A 23,522-nucleotide genomic window follows, 5' to 3' on the forward strand; every position below is an offset into this window, starting at 1 on the left:
AACTGGCCCTGGCCCGTGCTGTTTTAGCCGTCGATTTTCAGGGTCTGACCGGCGGCGATGTGGTCCGGGTCGGCGCCGATGACCTTCTTGTTGCCCTCGTAGAGCGCGCGCCAGCCGCCGTCGACGCCGAGCGAGTCGGCGATGGAGGCGAGGGAGTCGCCCTCGCGGACGGTGTAGGTGTCCGGTCCGCGGTCGGCGTGACGGCCGGACGACGTGGAGTTCTGACCGTTTGTCACGGTTTCGTCCGCGCTTGCGCCACGGTGACGTCCGCCACTGGTGAGCGCTCCGGTGTCGACCAGGCTCCAAGAACCGGCACTCTGCTGGTAATTGTCCGACTTGTCGGCACCGGGCGCCTCCGTCGAGGAACCGGCGCTCCCCTGCGAACTTCCGGTGCCCTGCGCGCCGGACTCATGAGATTTGTCCGACTTGGGGGTGCTGGTTCCGGTGGAACCGGACGTGTCCGGCGTTCCGGTGGCGTCGCCGCCGGCGCTCGGGGCGGGCGTGCCGCTCGCGTCCGAGGAGGGGCTGGAGGTGTCGGAGCCGGAGGAGTCCGAGCCGGACGCCTGGCCCGAACCGGAGCCGTTGGAGGACGAATCCGGCAGACCGGACGATCCGGAGCCGTCCGCCGAGCCGGAGGCACTGCCCGAACCGCTGCTGTCACCAGAGCCGCCGACGCCGGTGTCGACGTCGAGCGAACCGGAGTGGGAGGTCAGCCCGGCGGTCAGCGCGCACATGGCCCACGGCGTGGTGCCCTGGTCGGCGAGGATCTTCTCGGCGACGGCGATCTGCTGGTTGCGGCTGGCCTGGTCGGCGCTCTCCGCGAACTGCGTGCCGCCGTACTCGTCCCAGTCCTCCTGCGAGATCTGCAGACCGCCGTAGTAGCCGTTCCCGGTGTCCGCGCTCCAGGATCCGCCGCTCTCGCACTCGGCGACCCTGTCCCAGGTGGTGCCGTCGGCGGCGTTGGCGCTCGCGGCGCCGAGCAGCGGGATGGCGATGGCCGAGCCGGTCACTCCGGCCGCGACGAGGAGGGCCGGAGCCTGACGGGGGCGACGGTGACGACCGTTCCCGGAGAGCATGCGGAAGCCTTTCGAGCGACTGCGGAACCGGCGCGGCGAACGGTGCCCTCGCCACGCTGATGGGTGAACGTATCGTCCGACGATCACTTGTCACAAGTTCATGCCGCGCAGATCACGTGAAGATCACATAGTTGAACGTGCGTCACTTTTCTCTGTACGGCGTGCGGTCAGGCGGTGGGCGTGAACTCCACGGGCAGCGTGCGCAGGCCCCGCATGATGAGCCCGCCGCGCCAGCGCAGGTCGGCGGGATCGGCGGCGAGCCGCAGGTCGGGCAGCCGGGTGAGCAGGGTGGCGAGCGCGGTCTGGCCCTCCAGCCGGGCGAGCGGCGCGCCGAGGCAGTAGTGGATGCCGTGGCCGTAGCCGAGGTGCTGGTTGTCGCGGCGGGCGAGGTCCAGCACGTCCGGATCGGCGAACCGCTCGGGGTCCCGGTCCGCCGCCGCGAGCACCACGAGCACCGGGTCGCCCGGCGCGATGTCCTGTCCGCCGATGGTGAGCGGCTCGGTGGCGAACCGCCAGGTGGCCAGCTCCACCGGCCCGTCGTAGCGCAGCAGTTCCTCCACGCCGGTCTCCAGCAGGTCCCTCTCCCCCCGGGCCAGGGACGCCTGGAGCCGCTCGCGCTGCCCGGGGTGGGTGAGCAGGGCGTAGGTGCCGTTGCCGATCAGGTTCACGGTGGTCTCGAAACCGGCGAACAGCAGGATGAAGGCCATCGCCGCGGCCTCGTTCTCGGTGAGGTGCTCGCCGTGGTCGGAGGCGCGGATCAGGCCGGAGATGAGGTCCTCGCCGGGCGCGGGCTCGGCGGGCAGCGCCTCGCGCTTCTTGTGGATCAGCTCGGCGAGGTAGCCGCGCATCTTCTTCACGGACCGCGCGACCCCGCCCCGGGGCCCGCCGCCGTGCCGGATCATCATGCCCGCCCAGTCGCGGAAGTCGTCCTGGTCCTCGCGCGGGACGCCGAGCAGGTCGCAGATGGCGTAGATGGGCAGCGGGAAGGCGAACTCGTGGATGAGGTCGGCGGAGCCCTTCCCGGCGAACCGGTCGATGAGACGGTCGGTCAGCTCCTGCACCCGCGGCGCGAACTCGGCGACCCGGCGCGGGGTGAACGCCTTGCTGACCAGCCGGCGCAGCCGGGTGTGGTCCGGCGGGTCGATGTTCAGCAGATGCGTCATCAACTCCGCCTTGCGCTCGCCCGGAATACCGGTCTTGCCCTTGGCGTGCGCGGGCTCGTCGTGATGCGCCGGGTTCTTGCTCAGCCGCTGGTCGGCGAGGGCCTGCTTGGCATCGCCGTACCGCGTGACCAGCCAGGCCTCCACCCCGCTGGGCAACCGCGTCCGCCGCACCGGCGCGTGCTCGCGCAGCCAGGCGTAGGCGGGATAGGGGTCGGTGGCGAACTCCCAGCTGAAAAGCGCGGGCACGGGGCCTGAGCTCTCGCCGGGGGCGGGGGTCGGGTGGGGCTGGTCGGTCACGGGTCGACCGTATCCGGGGCTTCATGGGTCTCCGCGTCATGGTGGCCGGCGGTGGCCGGGCGTATCGCCTCGGGGGCGACTCCCTCCGCCTCCCGGATCGCGTCCCGGTACGCGCGTGCCGCCGCGCGCAGGGCCGCCTCCGGGTCCACACCCTCCGCCTCGGCGCGGGCCGCCAGGGCCAGCAACTGGTAGCCGATGCCCTCGCCCTGCGGCAGCGGCACGTCCAGGCCCGCCGTCCGCGCGCGGGAGACGAGCTTGGCGGCGAGGGCCAGGCCGGGCTGGCCGAGCGGGACGCCCTCGGTCACCGAGGCGCGCCGCTTCTCCTCGGCCTTGGTGCGCAGCCAGTGCTCCTTGACGTCCTCCGGCGTCTCGGCCTTCTCGTCCCCGAAGACGTGCGGGTGCCGGTGGACGAGCTTGGCGACGATGCCGCCGGCCACGTCGTCGATCGAGAACGGCGCGTCCGGGTGCTCCTCGGCGATCCGGGAGTGGAAGACGACCTGGAGGAGCACGTCGCCCAGCTCCTCGCGCAACTCCTCGCGGTCGCCGGCCTCGATCGCCTCGACCAGCTCGTACGCCTCCTCGATGCCGTACTTGGCGAGGCCCTCGTGGGTCTGCCGGGAGGACCAGGGGCACTCGGCCCGGATGCGGTCCATGACCTGCACGAGGTCCAGCAGGCGGGCGCCGGGCAGGTCGTAGGAGGCGGGCAGCAGCTCCAGCTCCGGCATGGCGACCCGGCCGGAGCCGGCCAGCCGGGCCAGGCCGTCGGTGAGCGCGGGCTCCCCCTCGCCGGTGGCCACGACCACGACCGTGCGCCCGCCGGCGCAGGCGTCGACCAGCTCCTGCGCCGTGGGGGACGCCTCCCGGACCGCTATCCCGGCCTCGCGCAGATACGGCAGCTGCGGATGCGCGCCGTCCGCGCACAGCACGGCGTCAGCGGCGCGCAGGGCCTGCCAGGCCGGCCAGGACAGCAGGCCGGGGGCGACGCGGTGGCTGGTGGTGAGCAGGACGACGCGGCCGGGGCCGGCGGTGGGGGCGAGGTCGGAGCTGGATGCGTTCACGATCCGAACGTAACCCACGCCGACCAGGAGCGGATCCGGTTATCCACAGGGTGGGGACGATCGTGTGATCGTACGACCGGCCGTGCTAGGCGGTCAGCGGCTGCCCGCCGGACGCCGTCGTGACCTCCCGCACCCAGGGTGTCTTGGCGTCGACGCGGCTGCTCTTCTGCACGTCCCAGGTGCCGTAGCGCGGGTTGAGGTCGATGTGCAGTTCCTGGGACGCCTTGGACAGGGCCTTCCAGAAGGCGGGCTGGGTGGTGTCGGTGCCGAGCTGCTGGGCCAGCTTCTGCGCCTCCAGCTGGAGCCGGAGGTTGTCGTCGAGGCGGGCGGGCGCGATGCCGTACTTCTGCAGCCAGGCCGTCTGCAGGCCCTTGGCGCCGCCGGCCTGCTGCTCCAGGCCCGTGCGCATCTGCTGGATCTCCTCGCGGGTGACCGTGATGCCCGCGTCCTGCGCGGCGCGGTGCAGCACCCGGTCGAGGACCATGTTGTGCAGGGTGTCCCGGGTCAGGCTGCTGGTGGAGGCGAGCACCTGCTCGTACTGGGTCTCGTCCGGCACCGCGGCCCGCTGCGCCGCGCGGACCTCGTTGACCCGGCTCTGCAGCTGCGCGACGGTGATCCGCTGCCCGCCGACGACGGCCGCGGCGCCGGGGTGCGCATCGTTTCCGCAGGCGGTCAGCAGGGGTGCCGCGGCGGCGATCGCGGCGGTGAGGACGAGCGCGGTGCGACGGCGGCGGTGCAAGGAAACCTCCTGGGGGAGATTGTGCGGCGGTGCACAAAGTCTTGCGATGATCGATGGTAGGCAGCGGCTCAGCTCAGGCCAAGCCATTCGACCAACGATTCACCGCGACTTACGGCACCGCCGCGCCCCGGCGGGAGCGCCGCCCGGCTCAGCCGATGATCGCCACCGGCCCGTCCCAGGCGTCACGGTCCACGGTGATCGTGGAGCCGTTCCGCGTCTCCTTGCTGTCGACCATGTACTGATGGCCGCGGCTGTGGCCGGTGAACTGCGTCGACCCCCACGGCCAGTCCGCGGTCGTGGTGTTCTGCTTGTCCCACAGCGCGTACCAGAGGTTGCCCGGCAGGTCCGTCCTGTCCTTGGCGGTGGCGACGGCCTTGGCGCTGGAGCTGGTGAAGCCGTAGTAGCCGCTGCGGTACGTCTTGGCGCGCAGCCCCTTGTCGAAGGCGCGCACATACGTCAGCACGGCGTCGTTGCACGCCGTGTTCGTGATGTCGTACGCCTCCATGTCGAGGTAGACCGGGCTGCCCGCCTTCATGCCGAGCGCCGAGGCCTTGGCGACGGCGTCGGCGGCGTCCTTCGCGCCCAGTGAGGCCGCCGTGGACGCGGTGATCTTCTCCGGGCTGGAGCCGGACTGGCAGGGCGGCTGGGCGCCGACGTAGATCGGGATCAGCTTCCAGCCCAGGGAGCTGACCGACTTCACCCAGGACGCGGTCAGGTTGGGCTGGGAGCAGCCGCGGTTCCTGCCGCCCACGTAGACGGCGGCGGCGCCGTAGAAGCCGGTGTGCCAGGCCTTCATCGCCGGCAGCGAGGGCGCGGCGCAGGTGTCGAACGCGCGGCCGGTGAAGGTCTTCTGCGCGGGCCACGCGGTGGCGGCCATGGAGGTCTGCGCCGCGATCCCGGCGCCGGCGACGACGGCCGCACCGGCCACCGCCCACGTGAGGTGTCTGCGCTTCTTCGACTGCCGATGGCCGGCCATGAGTCCCACCCCTGTTGACACGTCACTTCGTTGAGCGACGCAACGTATCAACCGCTTCCGCTAGCCCCGCACCTGCCCCAGCCACTGGAGGGTGCGCCGGATCTCCAGGGCCATCGGATACCCGGGCCCGTGCAGCCGCTCCACGTCCATCAGCAGCCGGGCGAGGGTGTCGTGGGCGGACGGGCGGTCGCCGAGGGCGAGCAGCAGATGGCCGATGCGCCGGCGCACCTCGTGGGCGAGCTGCGGGTCGCCGGAGACGTACTGGTTCTCGTAGTACGGCAGCAGCGCCCGGTACTCGGCGAGCGCCGCCGCCGGCTGGCCGAGCTGCTCCAGGCACTGCGCGGCCTCGTAGCGGTAGCGCAGGGACTGCGGGTCGGCCTGGCCGGCCTCGGCGGCGCGCTCGTCGGCGAGCCGGCGCAGTTCGGGCAGCGCGCGCCGGTACTGGCCGTCGTCCATGAGCGTGGCCGCGTACTGCTTGCGCAGCGTGCGCACGACCGGGGAGTGCTCGCCGTGCTGCTCGGCCGCGGCCGGCAGGATCGCGCCGAGGATGTCCACGGCCTGGGTGATGCGCCCCTCCCCCAGCAGCCGCTTGACCTCCTCGACGGCGGCGGCGACGTCGGGCTTCTCGGCCGCCGGCGGCGCCGGCGCGACGGGGGCCGGCTGGGGCGCGGGGGTCCGGGCGCGGTCCGGCCAGGGGGCGTGCGGGCGCAGAAAAGGGCGCGTGGGGTCCAAGGGGGCCCCGGTGGGCGTCCCGCGCGCGGGCAGCAGCGCCGCCAGGTCCTCGTACACCTCCTGCGCGGACGCCGGCCGGTGCTGCGGGTCCTTCGCGAGCAGGCGCAGGACCAGCGCCTCGAGCGGCTCGGGGACCTCGGGGCGGATACGGCGCACCGGCAGCGGCGGCTCGTACAGGTGCCGGTGCAGCACCCCGAGCGCGGTGGAGCCCGCGAACGGCACGTCCCCGCTGAGCAGTTCGTGCATCAGCACCCCCAGCGCGTACAGGTCCGTGTACGGGCCGACCGCGCCGCCCATCGCCTGCTCCGGCGCCATGTAGGCGGGCGAGCCGATCGGGGAGCCGGTGTGGGTGAGCCGGGTGGTGTCGGTGTCCATGACCGAGGCCACGCCCAGGTCGAGCACGGTGACCGTGCCGTCCTGCTTCACCATCACGTTGCGCGGCTTGAGGTCGCGGTGCACGATCGGCACGGCGTGCACGGCGCTCAGCACGGCGCACAGCTGCGCGGCCACCGCGACCGCCCACGGCCAGGGGTACGGGTCGTGCTCGGCGAGATGGTCGGACAGGTCGGCGCCGTCGACGTACTGCATGACGAGGAACAGCTCCTCGCCCTCGCTGCCCGCGTCGTGCACGGTCACCAGGCCGGGGTGGTCCACCTGCGCGGTCACCCGGCACTCGCGCATGAACCGGCGGCGCAGCTCGTCCGCCTCCTGGCCGGCCACCTTGTCGGGGCGCAGCAGCTTCACCGCCACGCGCCGGTCCAGCCGCCGGTCGTACGCCGTCCACACCTGGCCCATGCCGCCCTGCCCGATGAGGGTGGACAGTTCGTACCGGCCGGCGACGACACGTCCTGCCGCCACGCTCACCTTCCGCTCTCGGAGCCGTCGTTGCGGCCGTCGTGCTTGCGCAGGTAGTCGCTCAGCTCGTCCAGTTCGGCGCGCACCTGCTCGATGTGGCTGGGCGCCGGGCGCTGCGGCGGCTGGGGCACGGGCGTGTGCGCCAACGGCGGCGGGGTGTGCGGGGCGACAGGGGCCTGCGGGAACGGCGTGTCGTGGCCCGCCCGGCTGATCGGCACGGTCGGGACGGTCGCCGCCGCGTACGGGTTCGCCGGGCCCGGATAGGCGTAGCCGCCGTGCGCCGCCCGCTGGGCCGCGTACGCCTGCCGCCGGCGGGCGTAGTGGCGGATCTCCGCCGCGAGGTAGTACACGATCGTGGCCGCCAGGGTGCCCAGCAGCAGGAACAGGCCGAAGTAGCCCACCGGGGTGTGGATGTCGTCGCCGGGTTCGGTGCCTATGAGCACCAGGCTGAGCAGGTCGGCGACCAGCGCGACGACGAACAGGCACCAGTCCACCGCCCGCCGCGTGACGGCCGCCAGCCGCAGCAGCATCACCCAGGCCAGCATGCCGATGCTGAAGAACCCGGTCGCCACGAACAGCACACGCAGCAGAACCAGCCACCCGGTGTGCGGCGGCTGCTTCACCGGCTGTCCGTGGCCGAGGCCTTGCATGGCTGCTCCTGATGCCTGAAGTGGGCGTACACATCCGACCGGCGTGCTCCGTCGGGGGAGAACGCCGGTCGTGCGATTGTCGCTTCGAGCATATGGCCCGGGACCGACAAGGACACGGGCAAGCCTCCCGGATCTACCGAACCGTTGTCCTGCCGCCCCCGTGGTCAGTCCGGCGCCACCGTGCCGTCGGTCAGGCCGTCGTACATTCCGCGCACGAGCTGCTCCCCGAGGCGGCTCGCGCGGCGCAGCGCCCGCTCGAACTCGTCGAGCGCGCGGAAGCGCGCGCCGTAGCGCCGCTGTTCGTCCAGCGGGAGCCGGGGCAGCTGCAGGCGGCGCACGTCCAGCCGGGTCGCGGTGGAGGCGTAGCTGCTGGCCTGCCGGTTGTTCGCGGTACCGCGCAGGAACCCGGCCAGGAACCACGGGTCGAGCGCCGCGCGGTCCGGGCGCAGCAGCACGAGGTTGCGCCCCAGGGCGGCGCCCGCCGTGGCGTCGTCGATCACGCGCGCCACCGAGCCGCCGCCCAGCACCGGTACGACGACGTCGCCCGGCTCGGTCAGCACGGGCTCCTCCTCGCTCTCCGGGAGCGTCCCGGAGGGCGCGGTGCCGGCGAGGACGTCGTGGTCGGTGAGCACGGGCACGCGCGCGTGGCCGCCGTTTCCGCCGGAGCGCATCATCAGCGCGCCCCCGCGCGAGAGTTCACCGACGGTGGTGAGCGGCCAGCGCGCGCCGGGCGCGGGCGCGGCGGGCGGCGGAGTGAGGTCGGCGGTCAGGCGCAGGGTCTCCCCGAGGCGCTCGCGCACCGCCGCGAGCTGCTCCGCGCCGTCGGCCACGACGGGCGGCAGATGGCGGGCGGGCGCGAGGTCCACGTCGTCGCCGAGGAGCTCGATGACCGGCACGGAACGGGCGAGCCCGGGCCGCTCCGCCAGCCGTCCCGCGCGGTCGAAGTCGCGCCAGGCGTCCAGGACGGCCTCGCGCACGGCCGGCCAGTCCGGACCGCCGCGCCCCTCCCCGGCGAACCTCCCGGTGTCCACGAGCAGCAGCTCGGGCGAGGCCGGCGTCCGCTCCGGCCGGCGCAGCACCCACACGTGCAGCGGGATGTTGTACGGCGGCGCCGCCCCGACCGGCAGCGCGACCACGGCCCGCAGCGCGCCCCGGCGCAGCAGATCGGCGCGGATCCGGCGCCCGGACCGGCGGGAGGCGGCGGCCGGCGGCATCAGCAGGACGGCGGCGCCGCCGTCGGCCAGCCGGGCCAGCGCGTGCTGCACCCAGGCCAGTTCGGACTCGGTACGGGCCGGAAAGCCGTACTCCCAGCGGGGGTCGTAGGCGAGTTCGTCGTGGCCCCAGTTGCGCTCGTTGAACGGCGGATGGCACAGCACCGCGCCGGCCCGCAGCCCGGGGAAGGCGTCGGCGCGCAGGGTGTCGCCGGCCGCGCCGCGCACACCGGCCCGGGAGTGCAGCGCGAGCCGCAGCGCGGTGAGCGCGGCCAGCTCGGGGGCGCTGTCCTGGGCGTACAACTCCTGGTCGGGGCGGGGCTCGACGGCCCGCAGCAGCGCGCCGGTGCCGCAGGCGGGGTCCAGCACGGTGCGGGCGGGGCCGGCGAGGTCGGCCATGAGAGCGGCGAGTTCGGCCGGAGTGAGCGTGTACTGGCGGGGGTTGGCGTCCAGATGCCGGCCCAGCAGGAACTCGAACGCCTGCCGCGCCCCGATCTCGGCGGCCAGCTCGCCCGCACCGCGCAGCAGGGGGACGGAGGGGAGGAGCTGGGGGCCGGTGGGGATGCGGAGCGCGGGGGTGGCCGCGGGGGCGGTGGCGGCCGGGGTGGCGGCGGGAGTGGCTGCGGAGACGCCGTGAGCGGCGTGAACACCGTGCCTGGCGGCCGGGGTGTGAACAGGAGTTTCGGCGTTCACAGGCGTCAGCACCTGTTCCAGCACGCCCGGCAGGATCGCGGCGAGGCGCGCGTCCGAGCCGGCGCTCGCGTCGAGCCAGACCGTGGGGCGCTCATGGATCAGCAGCAGGGCGCAGCCCGCGTGCACCAGGGCGGTGAGCGGGCCTTCGGGGTGCCCGACGAGCTGCTGCCAGACACGTTCGCGCAGCGGGACCTCGGCGAGTTTGCCCTGCCTGCGCAGCCAGGCCTCGACCTCGGCGAGCGCGAAGGACGGGCTGGTCTCGGTGCCGCCGACCGGCTTGGGGAAATCGGCGTGCCTGCGGCGCCAGTTGCTGACGGCGGCCCGGCCCACTCCGGCCAGCCGGGCGATTCCCGCTGCGGTCACCTCTGTTGCGTTGTCCTGCACCGGCTTCGTCCCCTCGTCCCGTGTGTGCGCCGAGCATACCGACGTACACAAGACCCGGGAATTCACGGCGTGCACCGACCCAACACTGTGAACCGTGTTGACTCGGTTCACAGGCTCTGGTCTTATTGACCCAGCGAACAGGCGGCCACCGGAGGGGGAGGCCGCCGCTTTGGGAGGGATTCGCCATGGGCTTCACCACCGCCGGCCGCGCCGACCGGAAGAAGACGGCCTGAGCCGGCCCGCCCGCTCACGGCCACTCCGCCCAGCGCTCAGCATCACCCGCTCACCCCTCACACACACCGCTCAGCGCATTGCGCACCGCTCACCGCGCATTGCGCACGCTCACCGAACTGTCCCACCGGCCTCCGCCGTCCGGGCTCGACCCGCACGGCCGGGCGGGCTGCGGACGCCGTACGGAACGCCGTACACGCATCCCCGTAAACCCAGCATTCGAAGGACTGTCATGCGTCTCGCCCCCCGTGTCGCCACGCTGCTCGCCGTCGCGGCACTTCCGCTGGCCCTCACCGCCTGTTCCTCCGGTTCGTCCTCCGACACCGGCGGGGCGAGCGCCGCGCCGGCCAAGGCGAAGGACCCCGACGCCGGGCTCGCCACCGGTACGCAGCTGAAGAAGGCGCTGGCGCCGGCGTCGGCCTTCCCGGCCGGTTTCGCCGCCGAGGCCGACGGCGCCTCGGACTCCGGCGGCACCTTCCTCGACCCGTCCGGCCGCAGCAAGGCGAAGCCGGACTGCACCCGGCTGGAGGCCACCTCCTGGATCCAGGTGACCGGTTACAAGGGGGGCGTGTCGTTCGCGCAGAACGACTACGTGAACCACAGCAAGACCGAGGAGATCGCCCAGGAGATCGACGCGTTCCAGGGCACCACCGCGACCGCGGTGATGAAGCAGATGCAGGCCGTGGCCGCTGAGTGCGCCACCTTCACGGACACCGACGCGCACGCCAAGGTGAAGGTCACCGGCACGTCCACGGCCGGGCTCGGGGACGAGGCCTACACGATGACGCTGACGAGCGGCGCCTGGGAGAACGGCACCACGCTCATGGCGGTGCGCTCCGGGAAATCGGTGATCACCGTGCTGTCCACGGCGGGCTCCGACGACGGCGCCGCCGGCGCGAAGAAGGTGACGACCCAGATCCTGGGCTCCCTGAAGGCCCTCAAGACCGCCTGACGGAACGCATCGATGAACGCGGCACCCGCCCACCTCGCGGCGGGTGCCGTGTCCATATGCCGGCCTCGGCTCGGACGGCGTGTCCGCTCAGTGCGCGCGGAAGCGTGCCGGGGCCTTGGTGGGGTTGCCGCCCGTGGGGAGTTTCTGGCCGGCGCAGCCGCTGAGGACCTTCTTCATGGCGGCCTTCTCGGCGGCGGTGACCCACAGGCCGTACTTCTTCTTCACCGCGACCTGCTCGGCGACGTAAGGGCAGCGGTAGGCCTTGTTCGGCGGGAGCCAGGTGGCCGCGTCGCCGTCGCCCTTGCCGCGGTTGGTGCTCGCGTCGACGGCGATGAGGTTGAGGGGGTCGTTGGCCAGGGCTATGCGCTTGCTGGCGTCCCAGTACTTGGCGCCCTTCTGCCAGGCGTCGGAGAGGGGGACGACGTGGTCGATGTCGACCTGGCTGCTGCCGCGCCGGTAGGTGATCTCCTTGCCGGAATAGGGGTCGGGCTCGAGCAGTCCGTAGGAGACCTTGCAGGTGCCGCCGGTGAACTTCACGTCCTTCAGGTCGCGTTTGAGGATGTCGTCGCGGGTGTCGCAGGAGTTGGAGTCGGTGTCCGCCCAGGCGGTGCCGAATCGTTCCCGCGAGTAACCGGTCTTGGGCGCACGGCCCTTGACGGCCAATGAGTCGACGGCGGCCAGGGCCGCGCCGGTGCCCCCGGTCGGCTCGGGCCCGGAGGACCCGCCGGTCTTGTCCGTCCTGCAGCCGGCCACGGCGACCAGCACGGCCACGGCGGCGACCGCCCCACCCCTCAGACGCGTCACGGTGCGTCCCCCTTGCCTGTCCTGGTCCGCCCGTCGGACTCAGGCGGAATCGTTCCGTCCCTTACGGTAACCGCCGTACGGCTGACAGCAGATGGGGACGAAAGCGGCGCTTTGGGGCGGCGGGCGGAGGAATAGGGGCACGGCGGTACCGTGCGGGGGCGTGCGGCCGGTGTGCGCCCGCGCCCGCTCACACCGAGCCGCCCCGCCTTCCGCGCCCCTGGCGCCTTCTACGACTTCAGGGTCGAGGCGCCTTCTACGACCCCAGGATCGAGGCGAGGAATTCGCCGACCCAGCCCAGCAGTTCGCGGCCGACCAGGGGCTTGCCGCCGACCTTCGCGGTCTTCGGGCGCGGCACCAGCACCTGGTGCGCGGCCGGCTTGATGACCGTGCCCGGGTAGAGCCGCTTGACCCGCAGTTCCTGCGACTCGCGCAGTTCCACGGGCGCGAAGCGGATGTTGGTGCCCTGGAGCACGATCTCGCCGACGCCGCAGGCCCGCGCGAGCATCCGCAGCCCGGCCACCAGCAGCAGGTTCTCCACCGGTTCGGGCAACTTGCCGTAGCGGTCGGTGAGTTCCTCGCGGACTGCCTTGATGTCCTCTTCGGAGTTGGCGGAGGCGATGGAGCGGTAGGCCTGGAGACGCAGGCGCTCGCCGGGCGCGTAGTCGTGCGGGACGTGCGCGTCGACGGGCAGCTCGATCTTGACCTCGAGCGGCGCCTCCTCCTCGATCTCGCCGGTCTCCAGCTGGCGCCGGTAGTCGGCGACGGCCTCGCCGACCATGCGGACGTACAGGTCGAAGCCGACGCCCGCGATGTGGCCGGACTGCTCGCCGCCGAGGAGGTTGCCGGCGCCGCGGATCTCCAGGTCCTTCATCGCCACGTACATGCCGGCGCCCATCTCGGTGTGCTGGGCGATGGTGGCGAGCCGTTCGTGCGCCGTCTCCGTCAGGGGCTTCTCCGGCGGGTACAGGAAGTAGGCGTACCCGCGCTCGCGGCCCCGGCCGACGCGGCCGCGCAGCTGGTGCAGCTGGGACAGGCCGAAGGTGTCGCCGCGCTCCACGATGAGGGTGTTGGCGTTGGAGATGTCGATGCCGGACTCGACGATCGTGGTCGAGACGAGGACGTCGAACCTCTTCTCCCAGAAGTCGACGACGACCTGCTCCAGCGCGGTCTCCGACATCTGGCCGTGGGCCGTGGCGATGCGCGCCTCGGGGACGATCTCGCGGAGCCGGGCGGCCGCGCGGTCGATGGACTCGACGCGGTTGTGGATGTAGAAGACCTGGCCCTCGCGCAGCAGTTCGCGGCGGATGGCGGCGCCGATCTGCCTCTCCTCGTACGGCCCGACGAAGGTGAGCACCGGGTGGCGCTCCTCGGGCGGGGTGGTGATGGTGGACATCTCGCGGATGCCGGTCACGGCCATCTCGAGGGTCCGGGGGATCGGCGTCGCGGACATCGTGAGCACGTCGACGTTGGCGCGGAGCTTCTTCAGCTGCTCCTTGTGCTCGACGCCGAAGCGCTGCTCCTCGTCGACGATCACCAGGCCCAGGTCCTTGAACTTCGTCTCGGAGGAGAAGAGGCGGTGGGTGCCGATGACGATGTCCACCGAGCCGTCCTTCAGGCCCTCGAGGACTGCCTTGGCCTCGGTGTCGGTCTGGAAGCGGGAGAGCGCCTTCACGCTCACCGGGAACTGCGCGTACCGCTCGGAGAACGTCCCGAAGTGCTGCTGCACCAGCAGGGTCGTCGGCACCAGGACGGCGACCTGCTTGCCGTCCTGTACGGCCTTGAAGGCGGCCCGCACCGCGATCTCGGTCTTGCCGTAGCCGACGTCGCCGCAGACCAGGCGGTCCATGGGGACCGACTTCTCCATGTCCTCCTTGACCTCGGCGATGGTGGTGAGCTGGTCGGGGGTCTCGGCGTAGGGGAAGGCGTCCTCCAGCTCGCGCTGCCAGGGCGTGTCGGTGCCGAAGGCGTGGCCGGGGGCGGCCATGCGCGCGCTGTAGAGCTTGATCAGGTCGGCGGCGATCTCCTTGACGGCCTTCTTCGCGCGTGCCTTGGTCTTCGTCCAGTCGGCGCCGCCGAGCCGGTGCAGGGTGGGGGCCTCGCCGCCGACGTACTTGGTGATCTGCTCCAGCTGGTCGGTCGGGATGTAGAGGCGGTCGCCGGGCTGGCCGCGCTTGGCGGGCGCGTATTCGACGACCAGGTACTCGCGGGTGGCGCCCTGGACGGTGCGCTGCACCATCTCGATGTAGCGGCCGACGCCGTGCTGTTCGTGGACGATGTAGTCGCCCGCCTCCAGGGTGAGCGGGTCGATGGTCTTGCGGCGGCGGGCCGGCATGCGGGCGCCGTCGCGGGTGGCGGCGCGCTGGCCGGACAGGTCGGTCTCGGTGAGCACGGCGAGCTTCAGGGCCGGGTCCACCAGGCCGTACTCGATGGAGCCGCAGGAGACGTGGACCACCGACGGGCTCAGTTCGCCGAGGTCGGCGTCCATGCGGGCGGCGATGCCCTCGTTGCCGAGCACCTCGACGGTGCGGGCGGCCGGGCCGTGCCCCTCGGTGACGAACACCGTGCGCCAGCCGTCGGCGAGCCAGCCCTTGGTGTCGGCGAGGGCCCGGGCGGTGTCGCCCCGATAGCTCTCGGGCGCGTGCATGCCGAGCTTGAGGGTGTCCGCGTCAAGTTCCTCGTCGGCGGCGAACGGCGACACCGACCACCACATCATGCCCAGCTCGCGTGCCCGGTCGCGGACGTCTGCGATGGACCACAGGGAGGCGGCGCCGACGTCGATCGGGGCCTCGCCGCCGCCCGCGGTGGCCGCCCAGGAGGCCTGCAGGAACTCCTGACTGGTCGCCACCAGGTCGGCCGCGCGCGTGCGGACCCGCTCCGGGTCGCAGACCACGGTCATCGCGCCCGCGGGCAGGACGTCGAGGAGCAGCTCCATGTCGTCGACCAGGACGGGGGCGAGGGACTCCATGCCCTCGACCGCGATGCCCTCGGCGATCTTGCCGAGCAGCTCGCCCAGCTCGGGGTGTTCCTCGGCGAGGGCACGCGCGCGTGCCCGGACGTCGTCGGTGAGCAGCAGCTCGCGGCACGGCGGTGCCCACAGGCCGTGTTCGGCGACTTCGAGGGAGCGCTGGTCGGCGACCTTGAAGTAGCGGATCTCCTCGACGTCGTCGCCCCAGAACTCGATGCGCAGGGGGTGTTCCTCGGTGGGCGGGAAGACGTCCAGGATGCCGCCGCGCACGGCGAACTCGCCGCGCTTCTCCACCAGCTCCACGCGCGCGTAGGCGGCGGCCGCGAGGGCTTCCACGACGTCGTCCAGGTCGGCGCTCTGGCCGGTCCTCAGGGACACCGGTTCCAGGTCGCCGAGGCCCTTGACCTGCGGCTGCAGCACGGAGCGCACGGGGGCTACGACGACGGAGACGGGGCCGGTCTCGGGGTCCTGGGGGCTGGGGTGGGCGAGGCGGCGCAGGACGGCGAGGCGGCGGCCGACGGTGTCGCTGCGCGGGCTGAGCCGCTCGTGCGGGAGGGTCTCCCAGGAGGGGTACTCCACGACGCCGGCCTCGGGCAGCAGGGAGCGCAGGGCCGCCGCCAGGTCCTCGGCCTCGCGGCCGGTCGCCGTGACCGCGAGGACCGTACGGCCGGCCTCGCGGGCCAGGGCGGCGACCGTGAAGGGGCGGGCCGCGGGAGGGCCGACGAGGTCGACGTGCATGCGGTTGCCGTCCGCGGCCGCCGAGATCGCTTCCGCGAGGGCGGGGTCCTTGACGACGGCGTCGAGCAGACCGTGCAGGCTCATGGGGCTTTGTTTTCCGTCCAGGGGTGGGCAACGCAAGCAGCCCGGCGCGGGGGGCGGCCGGGGGTGTCCAGCGTACGACTCCGTCGGGGGGTGGCGCCGGGGGCTGTGGATAACTCCGCCGAGAGGCGCCTGCGGAGTCGCCGCCCGGGCCGCCGCGAAAGAACCCGGTGCCGGGAAGTCCTGGCGACTTCACGGCACCGGGTCTCCCCCGCAACCCCCGTATGCGGTGGTCGTCTGGCCGGCCTGCGGCTAGTCCGTCGCGATCGCGTTCAGGACGTTCATCCGGCCTGCCCGGAACGCCGGGATCAGGGCGGCGAAGAGGCCCACGAAGGCCGAGGCGACGAAGACCGTGATGATCGTCGGCCAGGGAACCTCCAGGATCTTCAGGCCCTGCAGGGCGAGGAGTTTCTGGGCGGTGGCGCCCCAGCCGATGCCCAGGCCGAGGCCGAGGAGGGCGCCGAAGACGGCGATCACCACGGACTCCAGGCGGATCATGCGGCGCAGCTGGCGGCGGGAGAGACCGATCGCCCGCATCAGGCCGATCTCCCGGGTCCGCTCGACCACCGACAGGGCCAGGGTGTTCACGACACCGAGGACGGCGACGATGATCGCGAGGGCCAGCAGGCCGTAGATCATGTTCAGGAGCTGGCCGATCTGGTCCTTCAGCGCCTTCTTGTAGTCGGTCTGGTCGCGCACGGTGAGCTGCGGGTAGTCGTCGTGCAGCGCCGACTTCAGGGACGTGTAGGCCGCGGCCTGCCGTCCGTGCTCGGCGGTGGCGAAGACGAGCTGGTCGAGCGGCATCTTCCCGGCGGGCACGTACCTCGCGAGCGTGCTGATCGACGTGTACATCGCGCCCTGGTCGATCACGTCGTCGCTGCTGGTGATGGCCCGGACCGTCAGGTGGGCGGTGGAGCCCTCCTTGAACGCGACGGTGATCTTCGAGCCGAGGTGGATGCCGTGGGCCTTGGCGAACTTCTCGTGCACGGACATCGAGTCGGGCAGGTAGGCGTCCGTGAGGTTCCCGGCGACGGTCTTCTTGCGCAGGTCGGTCGCGTAGGTCCGGTCGGCCGCGGTGATGTCGGTGTTCTTCAGGGTCCGGCCGTCCGGTGTGGTGAAGTCGGCCTGGGTCGGCTTGTACTCGGTGACCCGGGCGAGTCCGGGGGTGTCCTTGATGAGCTTGACGGCCTGCGGGACGACGCGCTGGCCGTTGTCGCCCTGGATGATGAAGTCCGTGCCGACGGTCTTGTCGAGCTGGTCGGTGGCCGAGGCGACCATGGAGGAGCCGACCACGGACAGGCAGGCCACCAGGGCCAGGCCGATCATCAGGGCCGCGCCGGTGGCGCCGGTGCGGCGCGGGTTGCGCAGCGCGTTGCGCTCGGCCATGCGGCCGACGGGCCCGAAGATCCGCAGGATGACCGCGCCGAGGACCCGGACCAGTCCGGCGGCGAGCAGCGGGCCGATGACGACGAAGCCGATCAGCGTGGTCACCACGCCCAGGCCCAGCCAGCCGGAGCCCGCCTTGGCCTTGTCGGCGCCGGCCGCGACGTAAAGGCTCCAGCCGCCGGCGGCGGTGAGCAGCAGGCCGATCAGGGCGCGGACGGCGCCGGCCTTGGCGTCGGCCGGGGCACCGGCGTCGCGCAGGGCGGCCATCGGGGAGACCTTGCCGGCGCGGCGGGCGGGCAGGTAGGCGGCGAGGACGGTGACGACGACGCCGAGGAGCAGGCCGACGGCCGGGGTGGTCCAGGCGACGGTCAGGTCGTCGGTGGACAGGTGCATGCCCATCTTGCCCATGAGGTTCATCAGGCCGACGGCGATGCCGACGCCCGCGCCGACACCGAGCACCGAGCCGATCACGCCGAGCAGCAGCGCCTCGATCAGCACCGAGCGGTTGACCTGCTTGCGGGAGGAGCCGATGGCGCGCATCAGGCCGATCTCGCGGGTGCGCTGGGCGACCAGCATGGAGAAGGTGTTGATGATCAGGAAGATGCCGACGAGGAAGGCGATCCCGGCGAAGCCGAGCATCGCGTACTTCATGACGTTCAGGAAGCTCTCGACGCTCTTCTGGTTGGCGTCGGCGACCTCCTTGGCGGTCTGCACCTTGTAGCCGCGGCCGAGGGCGGCGGACACGTTCTGCTTCAGCCGCACGTCGCTGACGCCCTGGGCGGCGGTGACGTTGACGTTGGTGTAGACGCCGGTGCGGCCGATCAGGGTCTGCTGGGCGGTCCTGGTGTCCAGGTAGAAGATGGCCGCGCCGGGGTTGGTCACCTTGAAGGCGGCGATGCCGGACACGCGCGCGTGGTGCGTACCGACGACCGAGATCATGCCGATGTCGTCGCCGAGCCTCAGGTGGTGCTTGTCGGCGGTGTCCTCGTCGACCATGACCTGGTCGGGGCCCTTGGGCGCCGTACCGGAGACGATCTTCATCGTGCGGGCGTCGTTGCCGTTCCAGCTGCCGACGATGGTCGGCGCGCCGCTGCTGGGCGACAGCTTGTCCTTCTTGGCGTCGATGACGGTCACCGTGGTGGAGAACACCGTGCCCTCGGCCTTTTCGACGCCCCGGGCGCCGCGGACGGTGCCGACGACGGAGGCCGGCATGACCGGCGGCTTGCCGGTGCGGGAGGTGGTCTCACCGGTGTCGGAGGAGCCCTTCGCGCTGACCGTCACGTCCGCGGACGTGGCCTGGAAGAGCTTGTCGAAGGTGGTGTTCATCGTGTCGGTGAACACCAGGGTGCCGCACACGAACGCCACCGACAGCAGGACCGCGATCGCCGACAGCGCCATCCGGCCCTTGTGGGCGAAGAAGTTGCGCAGCGAGGTCTTCAGGACGGTCATGACGTGCGCCCCCGGGCGTCGAAGTCCTTCATGCGGTCCAGGACCTGATCGGCCGTCGGCTGGTACATCTCGTCGACGATCCGGCCGTCGGCGAGGTAGAGCACGCGGTCGGCGTAGGAGGCGGCGACGGGGTCGTGGGTGACCATCACGATGGTCTGGCCGAGTTCGTCCACCGAGCGGCGCAGGAAGCCGAGGACTTCGGCGCCGGCGCGCGAGTCGAGGTTGCCGGTGGGCTCGTCACCGAAGATGATCTCCGGGCGGGCGGCGAGCGCGCGGGCCACGGCGACGCGCTGCTGCTGGCCGCCGGAGAGCTGGGTCGGCCGGTGCTTGAGGCGTCCGGCGAGTCCGACGGTCTCCACCACGCGGTCCAGCCAGGCCTTGTCCGGCTTGCGGCCCGCGATGTCCATGGGCAGCGTGATGTTCTCGAGGGCGTTCAGCGTGGGCAGCAGGTTGAACGCCTGGAAGATGAAGCCGATCCGGTCCCGGCGCAGCCGGGTGAGCTTCTTGTCCTTCAGGCCGGTGATCTCGGTCTCGTCCAGGTAGATCTGGCCGCTCGTCACCGTGTCGAGGCCGGCGAGGCAGTGCATCAGCGTGGACTTGCCGGACCCCGAGGGGCCCATGATGGCGGTGAACTGGCCCCGCGCGATGTCCACGTCGACGTGGTCGAGGGCGACGACGCGGGTCTCGCCGGACCCGTACGCCTTCACGACCTGCCGCGCCCGCGCGGCAACGGCCGTACTCCCTCCCGCCGCCCGACCCCCACCCCTCATCGAGGCGCTTCGCGCCGCACCTTCTGAATCGCCCCCGTGCCCGGGAATGGTCACAGCCGATGTCACGGTATGTCTCCTATGTCGGTCGGCAAATCGGTCAGGTGTGCCCTGGTGTGCCAGGGCACTGTTCTCGGGTACGCGTTGAGTCTCGCGGTCGGCGGGGTCCTCGCGCGCTGGTGCGAAGCCCCCTCTTCCGCGGGGGAAAACCCCACCCCGCCGGTGCGGTCAGCCGCCCCCCAGCGACGTAAAGCCAGGTTAAGGACCGGGCCCGTCCCCTCACGTCCTCCGCCGGGACGACCCCTCCCCGAGCCGTAGTACGGAGGGACCCCTAGGGGTCCTCCACCCCCGGGCGGAGATGCGTCTCGGGGTCGCCTCCACCCCTCGGTGCGCCAAGCCTCCACCCTGCCGCCGCGTGAGAGTCAATGGGAAGCTGTCGTACCGGAGATAGGTGCAAGGGGCACGGGGAGGGGTTCCACGGTGGGGAGTACGACACCCGCGATACGCGGCGGCGCCGTCGACGGACAGGGCACCCGGCGCCGGGGCGCCGTCGTCGCCGCGCTGATGCTGGCGATGGCGCTGGCCGCGCTGGACTCCACCGTCGTCTCCACGGCCGTACCGCAGATCGTCGGCGACCTCGGCGGTTTCTCGGTGTTCTCCTGGCTCTTCTCCGGCTATCTGCTCGCCGTGACCGTCACGCTCCCCGTCTACGGCAAGCTGTCGGACACCTTCGGCCGCAAGCCGGTGCTGGTGACGGGCGCGGCCGTGTTCCTGGCCGGCTCGCTGCTGTGCGCGGGCGCCTGGAACATGGCGGCGCTGATCGCGTTCCGGATCGTGCAGGGCCTGGGCGGCGGGGCGTTGCAGGGCACCGTGCAGACGCTGGCCGCCGATCTGTACCCGCTGGCCCAGCGCCCGAAGATCCAGTCCAAACTGTCCACGGTGTGGGCGGTGTCGGCGGTGGCCGGGCCGGGGCTCGGCGGGCTGCTCGCCGCGTACGCCGACTGGCGCTGGATCTTCCTGATCAACCTGCCGATCGGCGCCGCCGCGCTGTGGCTGATCGTCCGTCATCTGCACGAACCCGCGCGGGAGAAGCCGGAAAACGGCCTCTACGCGCGCGTGGACTGGGCCGGCGCGCTCGCGGTGTTCGCCTGCGGCGGGGTGCTGCTGACCGCGCTGGTGCAGGGCGGGGTCGCCTGGCCGTGGCCGTCGGCGCCGTCGCTGACGCTGTTCGGCACGGGCCTGGCGCTGGCCGCAGTGGTGGTCGTGGTGGAGCGGCGGGCGGCGCAGCCGATCATCCCCGGCTGGGTGTGGCGGCGGCGCACGATCGCCGCCGTCAACCTGGCGCTGGGCGCGCTGGGGCTGCTGATGGTGGCGCCGAGCGTGTTCCTGCCGACGTACGCGCAGTCGGTGCTCGGACTCGCGCCCGTGGCCGCCGGTTTCGTGCTGTCGGTGTGGACGCTGTCCTGGCCGGTGTCGGCGGCGCTCAGCCAGCACGTCTACCGGCGCATCGGCTTCCGCGACACCGCGCTGCTCGGCATCGGCCTGGCCACGCTGATCCTGTGCGCGTTCCCGCTGCTGCCGTACCCCGGCTCGTGGTGGCAGCCGACGCTGCTGATGCTGCTGCTGGGCGGCGCCCTCGGGCTGTTCCAGCTGCCGCTGATCGTCGGGGTGCAGTCGACGGTGGGCTGGTCGGAGCGGGGCACCACGACCGCGTCGGTGCTGTTCTGCCGGCAGACCGGACAGACCCTGGGCGCCTCGCTGTTCGGCGCCGTCGCCAACGGCGTGCTGGCCGCGCGGCTGGGCGGGGCGGGCGATCTGGACTCCGTCACGCGCGCGCTGGACGCCGGTACGGCCCCGGAGGCGACCCGGCACGCGATCGCCGACGCCGTCCACGCGGTGTACCTCGGCGCGGCCGCCGCGGCGACGCTCGCCTTCGTGGTGCTGCTGACGGTGGCGCCGCGCCGGTTCCCGGTGCGGGACGAGTGAACGGCCCACCGGAAAAGGCAGGTTAACGCGGGTAACACCCCAGGTGGGGGCGGGTCTGGGCGTAGTAAGCGCATACCGACCGGCCAGTTCGGTGAAAACGCCGCGCGGCACCCCACCCGCGAGTAGCGTGCGTGGCTCCACACCCCCCACCTCCCTGCGGTCCGCCGCCACGGACCCGAGCCGCGCAAGGAGCCCCGGGATGTCACACGACCCGCCGCACCCGTCGTACGACCCTCCCCAGCCGTATCCCGACCCCTTCCCGCCCGCCCACGACCGGCCCCCCGCTCCCTACGACCCGCCCCACCTCACCTACCCCTGGCAGCCCGCTCCCCTGCCGCCGCCCCGCCCGGAGCGGCGGACCGGCCGCGAACCCCTCGGCCACCACAGCGACCTCAGGGTGCTGCGCAGCGCCTACCGCTGGCAGCGGCGCACCGCCACCCTCACCGCGCTCGGCTACTTCACCCTGTTCCTGGTGCTGTCCGCCTGCGCGCCCGGGGTGATGACGCGCACGGTCACCGACGGCATCCCCGCCGGCCTGCTGCTCGCCCTGGCCCAACTGCCGGTCACCTGGCTGGCGATCGCCCTGTACGAGCACACCGCCCGGCGGCACGTCGATCCGCTCGCGGACCGCATCCGCAGGGAAGCCGAACTGAACGCACGCCGAGGAGCGCTCCGATGACCGCCGCCGCACCCGCCCCGGGAGGCTTCACCGGATTCAGCGGCTCGGCGCAGTCCATGTCGCTGGTCGCCTTCTCCACCGTCGCCACCGTCACCCTGCTGCTGTGCGTGATGGCCGGCCCCGACCGCGACGACCTCGACGAGTTCTACACCGGCTACAGCTCCCTGTCCCCGCTGCGCAACGGCCTGGCGATCGCCGGCGACTACATCTCCGCGGCCACCGTCCTCGGCACCGGCGGAGTGATCGCCCTGTGCGGCTACGACGGCGTCGTCCTCGCCCTGAGCACGGCGCTGTCGCTGATGCTGCTGATGTTCCTGCTGGCCGAACCGCTGCGCAACGCGGGCCGGTTCACCATGGGCGACGCGCTCGCCCGCCGGCTGCCGGGCCGCTGTGTGCGCATCACGGCCTGCGCGGTGACCATCGCCGCGCTGCTGCCGCTGATGCTGGTCCAGCTCGCCGGGACCGGGCAGCTGATGGCGTTCATCCTGGGCTTCACCGACGCGTCCCTGAAGACCGCGTGCGTCGTCGGCCTCGGCGCCCTCATGATCGCCTACGCGGCGATCGGCGGCATGAAGGGCACCGCGCTCATCCAGATCCTGAAGATCGTGATGCTGGTCGGCTCGGGCGCCGTGATCGCCCTGCTGGTCCTCCACCGCTTCGACTGGGACCCGGGCGCCCTGTTCACCGCGGCCGCCGGCAACAGCGGCGCCGGGCCCGCCTTCCTGCACTCCGGCCTGGAGTTCGGCACCTCCGGCACGTCCCGTCTCGACATGGTCGCCTCCGAGCTGACCGTGGTCCTCGGCGGCGCCTGCCTGCCGCACATCACCATGCGCATGTACACCGCCTCCAGCGCACCCCAGGTGCGCCGCTCGATGTCCTGGGCGGTGTCGATCGTCGCCCTGTTCGTGCTGGTCATCACGGTGGTCGGGTTCGGCGCCACGGCGCTGGTCGGCCGCAGCGTGATCGCCGGGGCCGACCCGCAGGGCAACACCGCGTACCTGCTCGGCTCGCGGGCGGTGTTCGGCGCCGACGTGTCCACGGCCGAGACGTTCCTGTTCACCATGGTGACGACGGCGCTCTTCCTGACCCTGCTCGCCTCGGTCGCCGGGATGATCCTGGCCTGCGCCAACTCCCTCGCCCACGACGTGTTCGCGGCCCGCGTCGAGGAGATGCCGGCCCGGCGCGAGATGGCCCTCGCCCGCGTCTCGGCGCTCGCCATAGGGGTGCCGACGATCCTGCTCGCCACCCTGGTGCAGCACCACAGCCTGCAGCCCCTGGTGACGCTCTCCTTCTGCCTGGGCGCCTCCGCCATCGCGCCCGCCCTGGTGTACGGGCTCTTCTGGCGCCGCTACACCCGCAGCGGCCTGCTGGCCACGCTGATCGGCGGCACCCTGACCGTGCTGCTGCTCATGCCGGGCACCAACCTGGTCTCCGGCTCCCCCGTCTCGGCCTTCCCGCACGCCGACTTCAACTGGTTCCCGTTCACCACCACCGGCATCGTCTCCATCCCGGCCGGCTTCTTCTTCGGCTGGCTCGGCACGGTCGCCTCCGGCCGCGCCAAGGCCGAGCAGCAGCGGCGCCAGTACGAGGCGGTGGAGGGGTGGATCCTGGCGGGCGCGGTCCGCAGGGGCGGCTGAACCGGCGCGGCGG

16 protein-coding genes are annotated in these 23,522 nt (G+C 72.4%); 4 read left to right on the top strand and 12 right to left on the bottom strand.

The annotated features are described in order from the left end of the window. Positions 1-23: 23 nt before the first annotated feature. The 8 genes from AB0950_RS30605 to AB0950_RS30640 form a co-directional block, all read right to left on the bottom strand. Positions 24-1,076 (bottom strand): transglycosylase family protein, encoded by a 1,053-nt coding sequence (locus AB0950_RS30605; RefSeq protein ID WP_366779869.1) that lies wholly within the window; start codon positions 1,074-1,076, stop codon positions 24-26. Between the two features lie 167 nt (positions 1,077-1,243). Then, positions 1,244-2,536: a cytochrome P450 gene (locus tag AB0950_RS30610; protein WP_366779870.1), complete on the bottom strand. Its 1,293-nt coding sequence runs from the start codon at positions 2,534-2,536 to the stop codon at positions 1,244-1,246. Beyond that, positions 2,533-3,594 (bottom strand): nucleoside triphosphate pyrophosphohydrolase, encoded by a 1,062-nt coding sequence (locus tag AB0950_RS30615; RefSeq protein WP_366779871.1) that lies wholly within the window; start codon positions 3,592-3,594, stop codon positions 2,533-2,535. The genes AB0950_RS30610 and AB0950_RS30615 overlap by 4 nt, the downstream gene beginning before the upstream one ends. Positions 3,595-3,679: 85 nt before the next feature. Beyond that, complete coding sequence (locus AB0950_RS30620) at positions 3,680-4,333, bottom strand: SurA N-terminal domain-containing protein (RefSeq protein WP_360157931.1); 654 nt, start codon at positions 4,331-4,333, stop codon at positions 3,680-3,682. A gap of 148 nt (positions 4,334-4,481) precedes the next feature. Next, the gene (locus AB0950_RS30625) at positions 4,482-5,309 is read right to left on the bottom strand and encodes a glycoside hydrolase domain-containing protein (RefSeq protein ID WP_366779872.1); all 828 of its coding nucleotides are present in this window, start codon (positions 5,307-5,309) and stop codon (positions 4,482-4,484) included. 60 nt (positions 5,310-5,369) lie between these two features. Beyond that, positions 5,370-6,863: a serine/threonine-protein kinase gene (locus AB0950_RS30630; protein ID WP_360158250.1), complete on the bottom strand. Its 1,494-nt coding sequence runs from the start codon at positions 6,861-6,863 to the stop codon at positions 5,370-5,372. A 38-nt stretch (positions 6,864-6,901) separates the two neighbouring features. Beyond that, the gene (locus AB0950_RS30635; protein WP_366779873.1) at positions 6,902-7,546 is read right to left on the bottom strand and encodes a hypothetical protein; all 645 of its coding nucleotides are present in this window, start codon (positions 7,544-7,546) and stop codon (positions 6,902-6,904) included. Positions 7,547-7,710: 164 nt separating this feature from the next. Then, positions 7,711-9,834, bottom strand: coding sequence for an N-6 DNA methylase (locus AB0950_RS30640; RefSeq protein WP_366779874.1), 2,124 nt, complete (start codon positions 9,832-9,834; stop codon positions 7,711-7,713). 463 nt (positions 9,835-10,297) lie between these two features. On the opposite strand from AB0950_RS30640, the gene AB0950_RS30645 reads away from it, so the two are divergent. Then, the gene (locus AB0950_RS30645) at positions 10,298-11,017 is read left to right on the top strand and encodes a hypothetical protein (protein ID WP_360574720.1); all 720 of its coding nucleotides are present in this window, start codon (positions 10,298-10,300) and stop codon (positions 11,015-11,017) included. 87 nt (positions 11,018-11,104) lie between these two features. Here the strand turns inward: AB0950_RS30645 and AB0950_RS30650 are convergent, their stop codons facing one another. The 4 genes from AB0950_RS30650 to AB0950_RS30665 form a co-directional block, all read right to left on the bottom strand. Continuing rightward, complete coding sequence (locus AB0950_RS30650) at positions 11,105-11,821, bottom strand: HNH endonuclease family protein (RefSeq protein ID WP_360157946.1); 717 nt, start codon at positions 11,819-11,821, stop codon at positions 11,105-11,107. 253 nt (positions 11,822-12,074) lie between these two features. Beyond that, a complete protein-coding gene (mfd, locus tag AB0950_RS30655) occupies positions 12,075-15,608 on the bottom strand; it encodes a transcription-repair coupling factor (protein ID WP_360157949.1) in 3,534 nt (1,177 codons plus the stop codon). Between the two features lie 249 nt (positions 15,609-15,857). Then, complete coding sequence (locus AB0950_RS30660; RefSeq protein ID WP_360574722.1) at positions 15,858-18,440, bottom strand: FtsX-like permease family protein; 2,583 nt, start codon at positions 18,438-18,440, stop codon at positions 15,858-15,860. Continuing rightward, positions 18,437-19,210, bottom strand: a complete 774-nt coding sequence (locus tag AB0950_RS30665; protein WP_360157955.1) for an ABC transporter ATP-binding protein — start codon at positions 19,208-19,210, stop codon at positions 18,437-18,439. Before AB0950_RS30665 ends, AB0950_RS30660 begins: the two co-directional genes overlap by 4 nt. 477 nt (positions 19,211-19,687) lie before the next feature. Between AB0950_RS30665 and AB0950_RS30670 the strand changes: the two genes are divergently transcribed. The 3 genes from AB0950_RS30670 (at position 19,688) to AB0950_RS30680 (ending at position 23,509) form a co-directional block, all read left to right on the top strand. After that, positions 19,688-21,193, top strand: a complete 1,506-nt coding sequence (locus tag AB0950_RS30670) for an MFS transporter (protein ID WP_366779876.1) — start codon at positions 19,688-19,690, stop codon at positions 21,191-21,193. A gap of 199 nt (positions 21,194-21,392) precedes the next feature. Further along, the gene (locus AB0950_RS30675; protein ID WP_366779877.1) at positions 21,393-21,872 is read left to right on the top strand and encodes a DUF485 domain-containing protein; all 480 of its coding nucleotides are present in this window, start codon (positions 21,393-21,395) and stop codon (positions 21,870-21,872) included. Next, positions 21,869-23,509 carry a cation acetate symporter gene (locus tag AB0950_RS30680; protein WP_360574724.1) on the top strand — a complete coding sequence of 547 codons (1,641 nt, stop codon included), beginning with the start codon at positions 21,869-21,871 and terminating at the stop codon, positions 23,507-23,509. The genes AB0950_RS30675 and AB0950_RS30680 overlap by 4 nt, the downstream gene beginning before the upstream one ends. Positions 23,510-23,522: the final 13 nt, after the last annotated feature.

The organism is Streptomyces sp. NPDC007189 (assembly GCF_040703635.1).
In the GTDB taxonomy this organism is placed as follows: Bacteria; Actinomycetota; Actinomycetes; order Streptomycetales; family Streptomycetaceae; genus Streptomyces.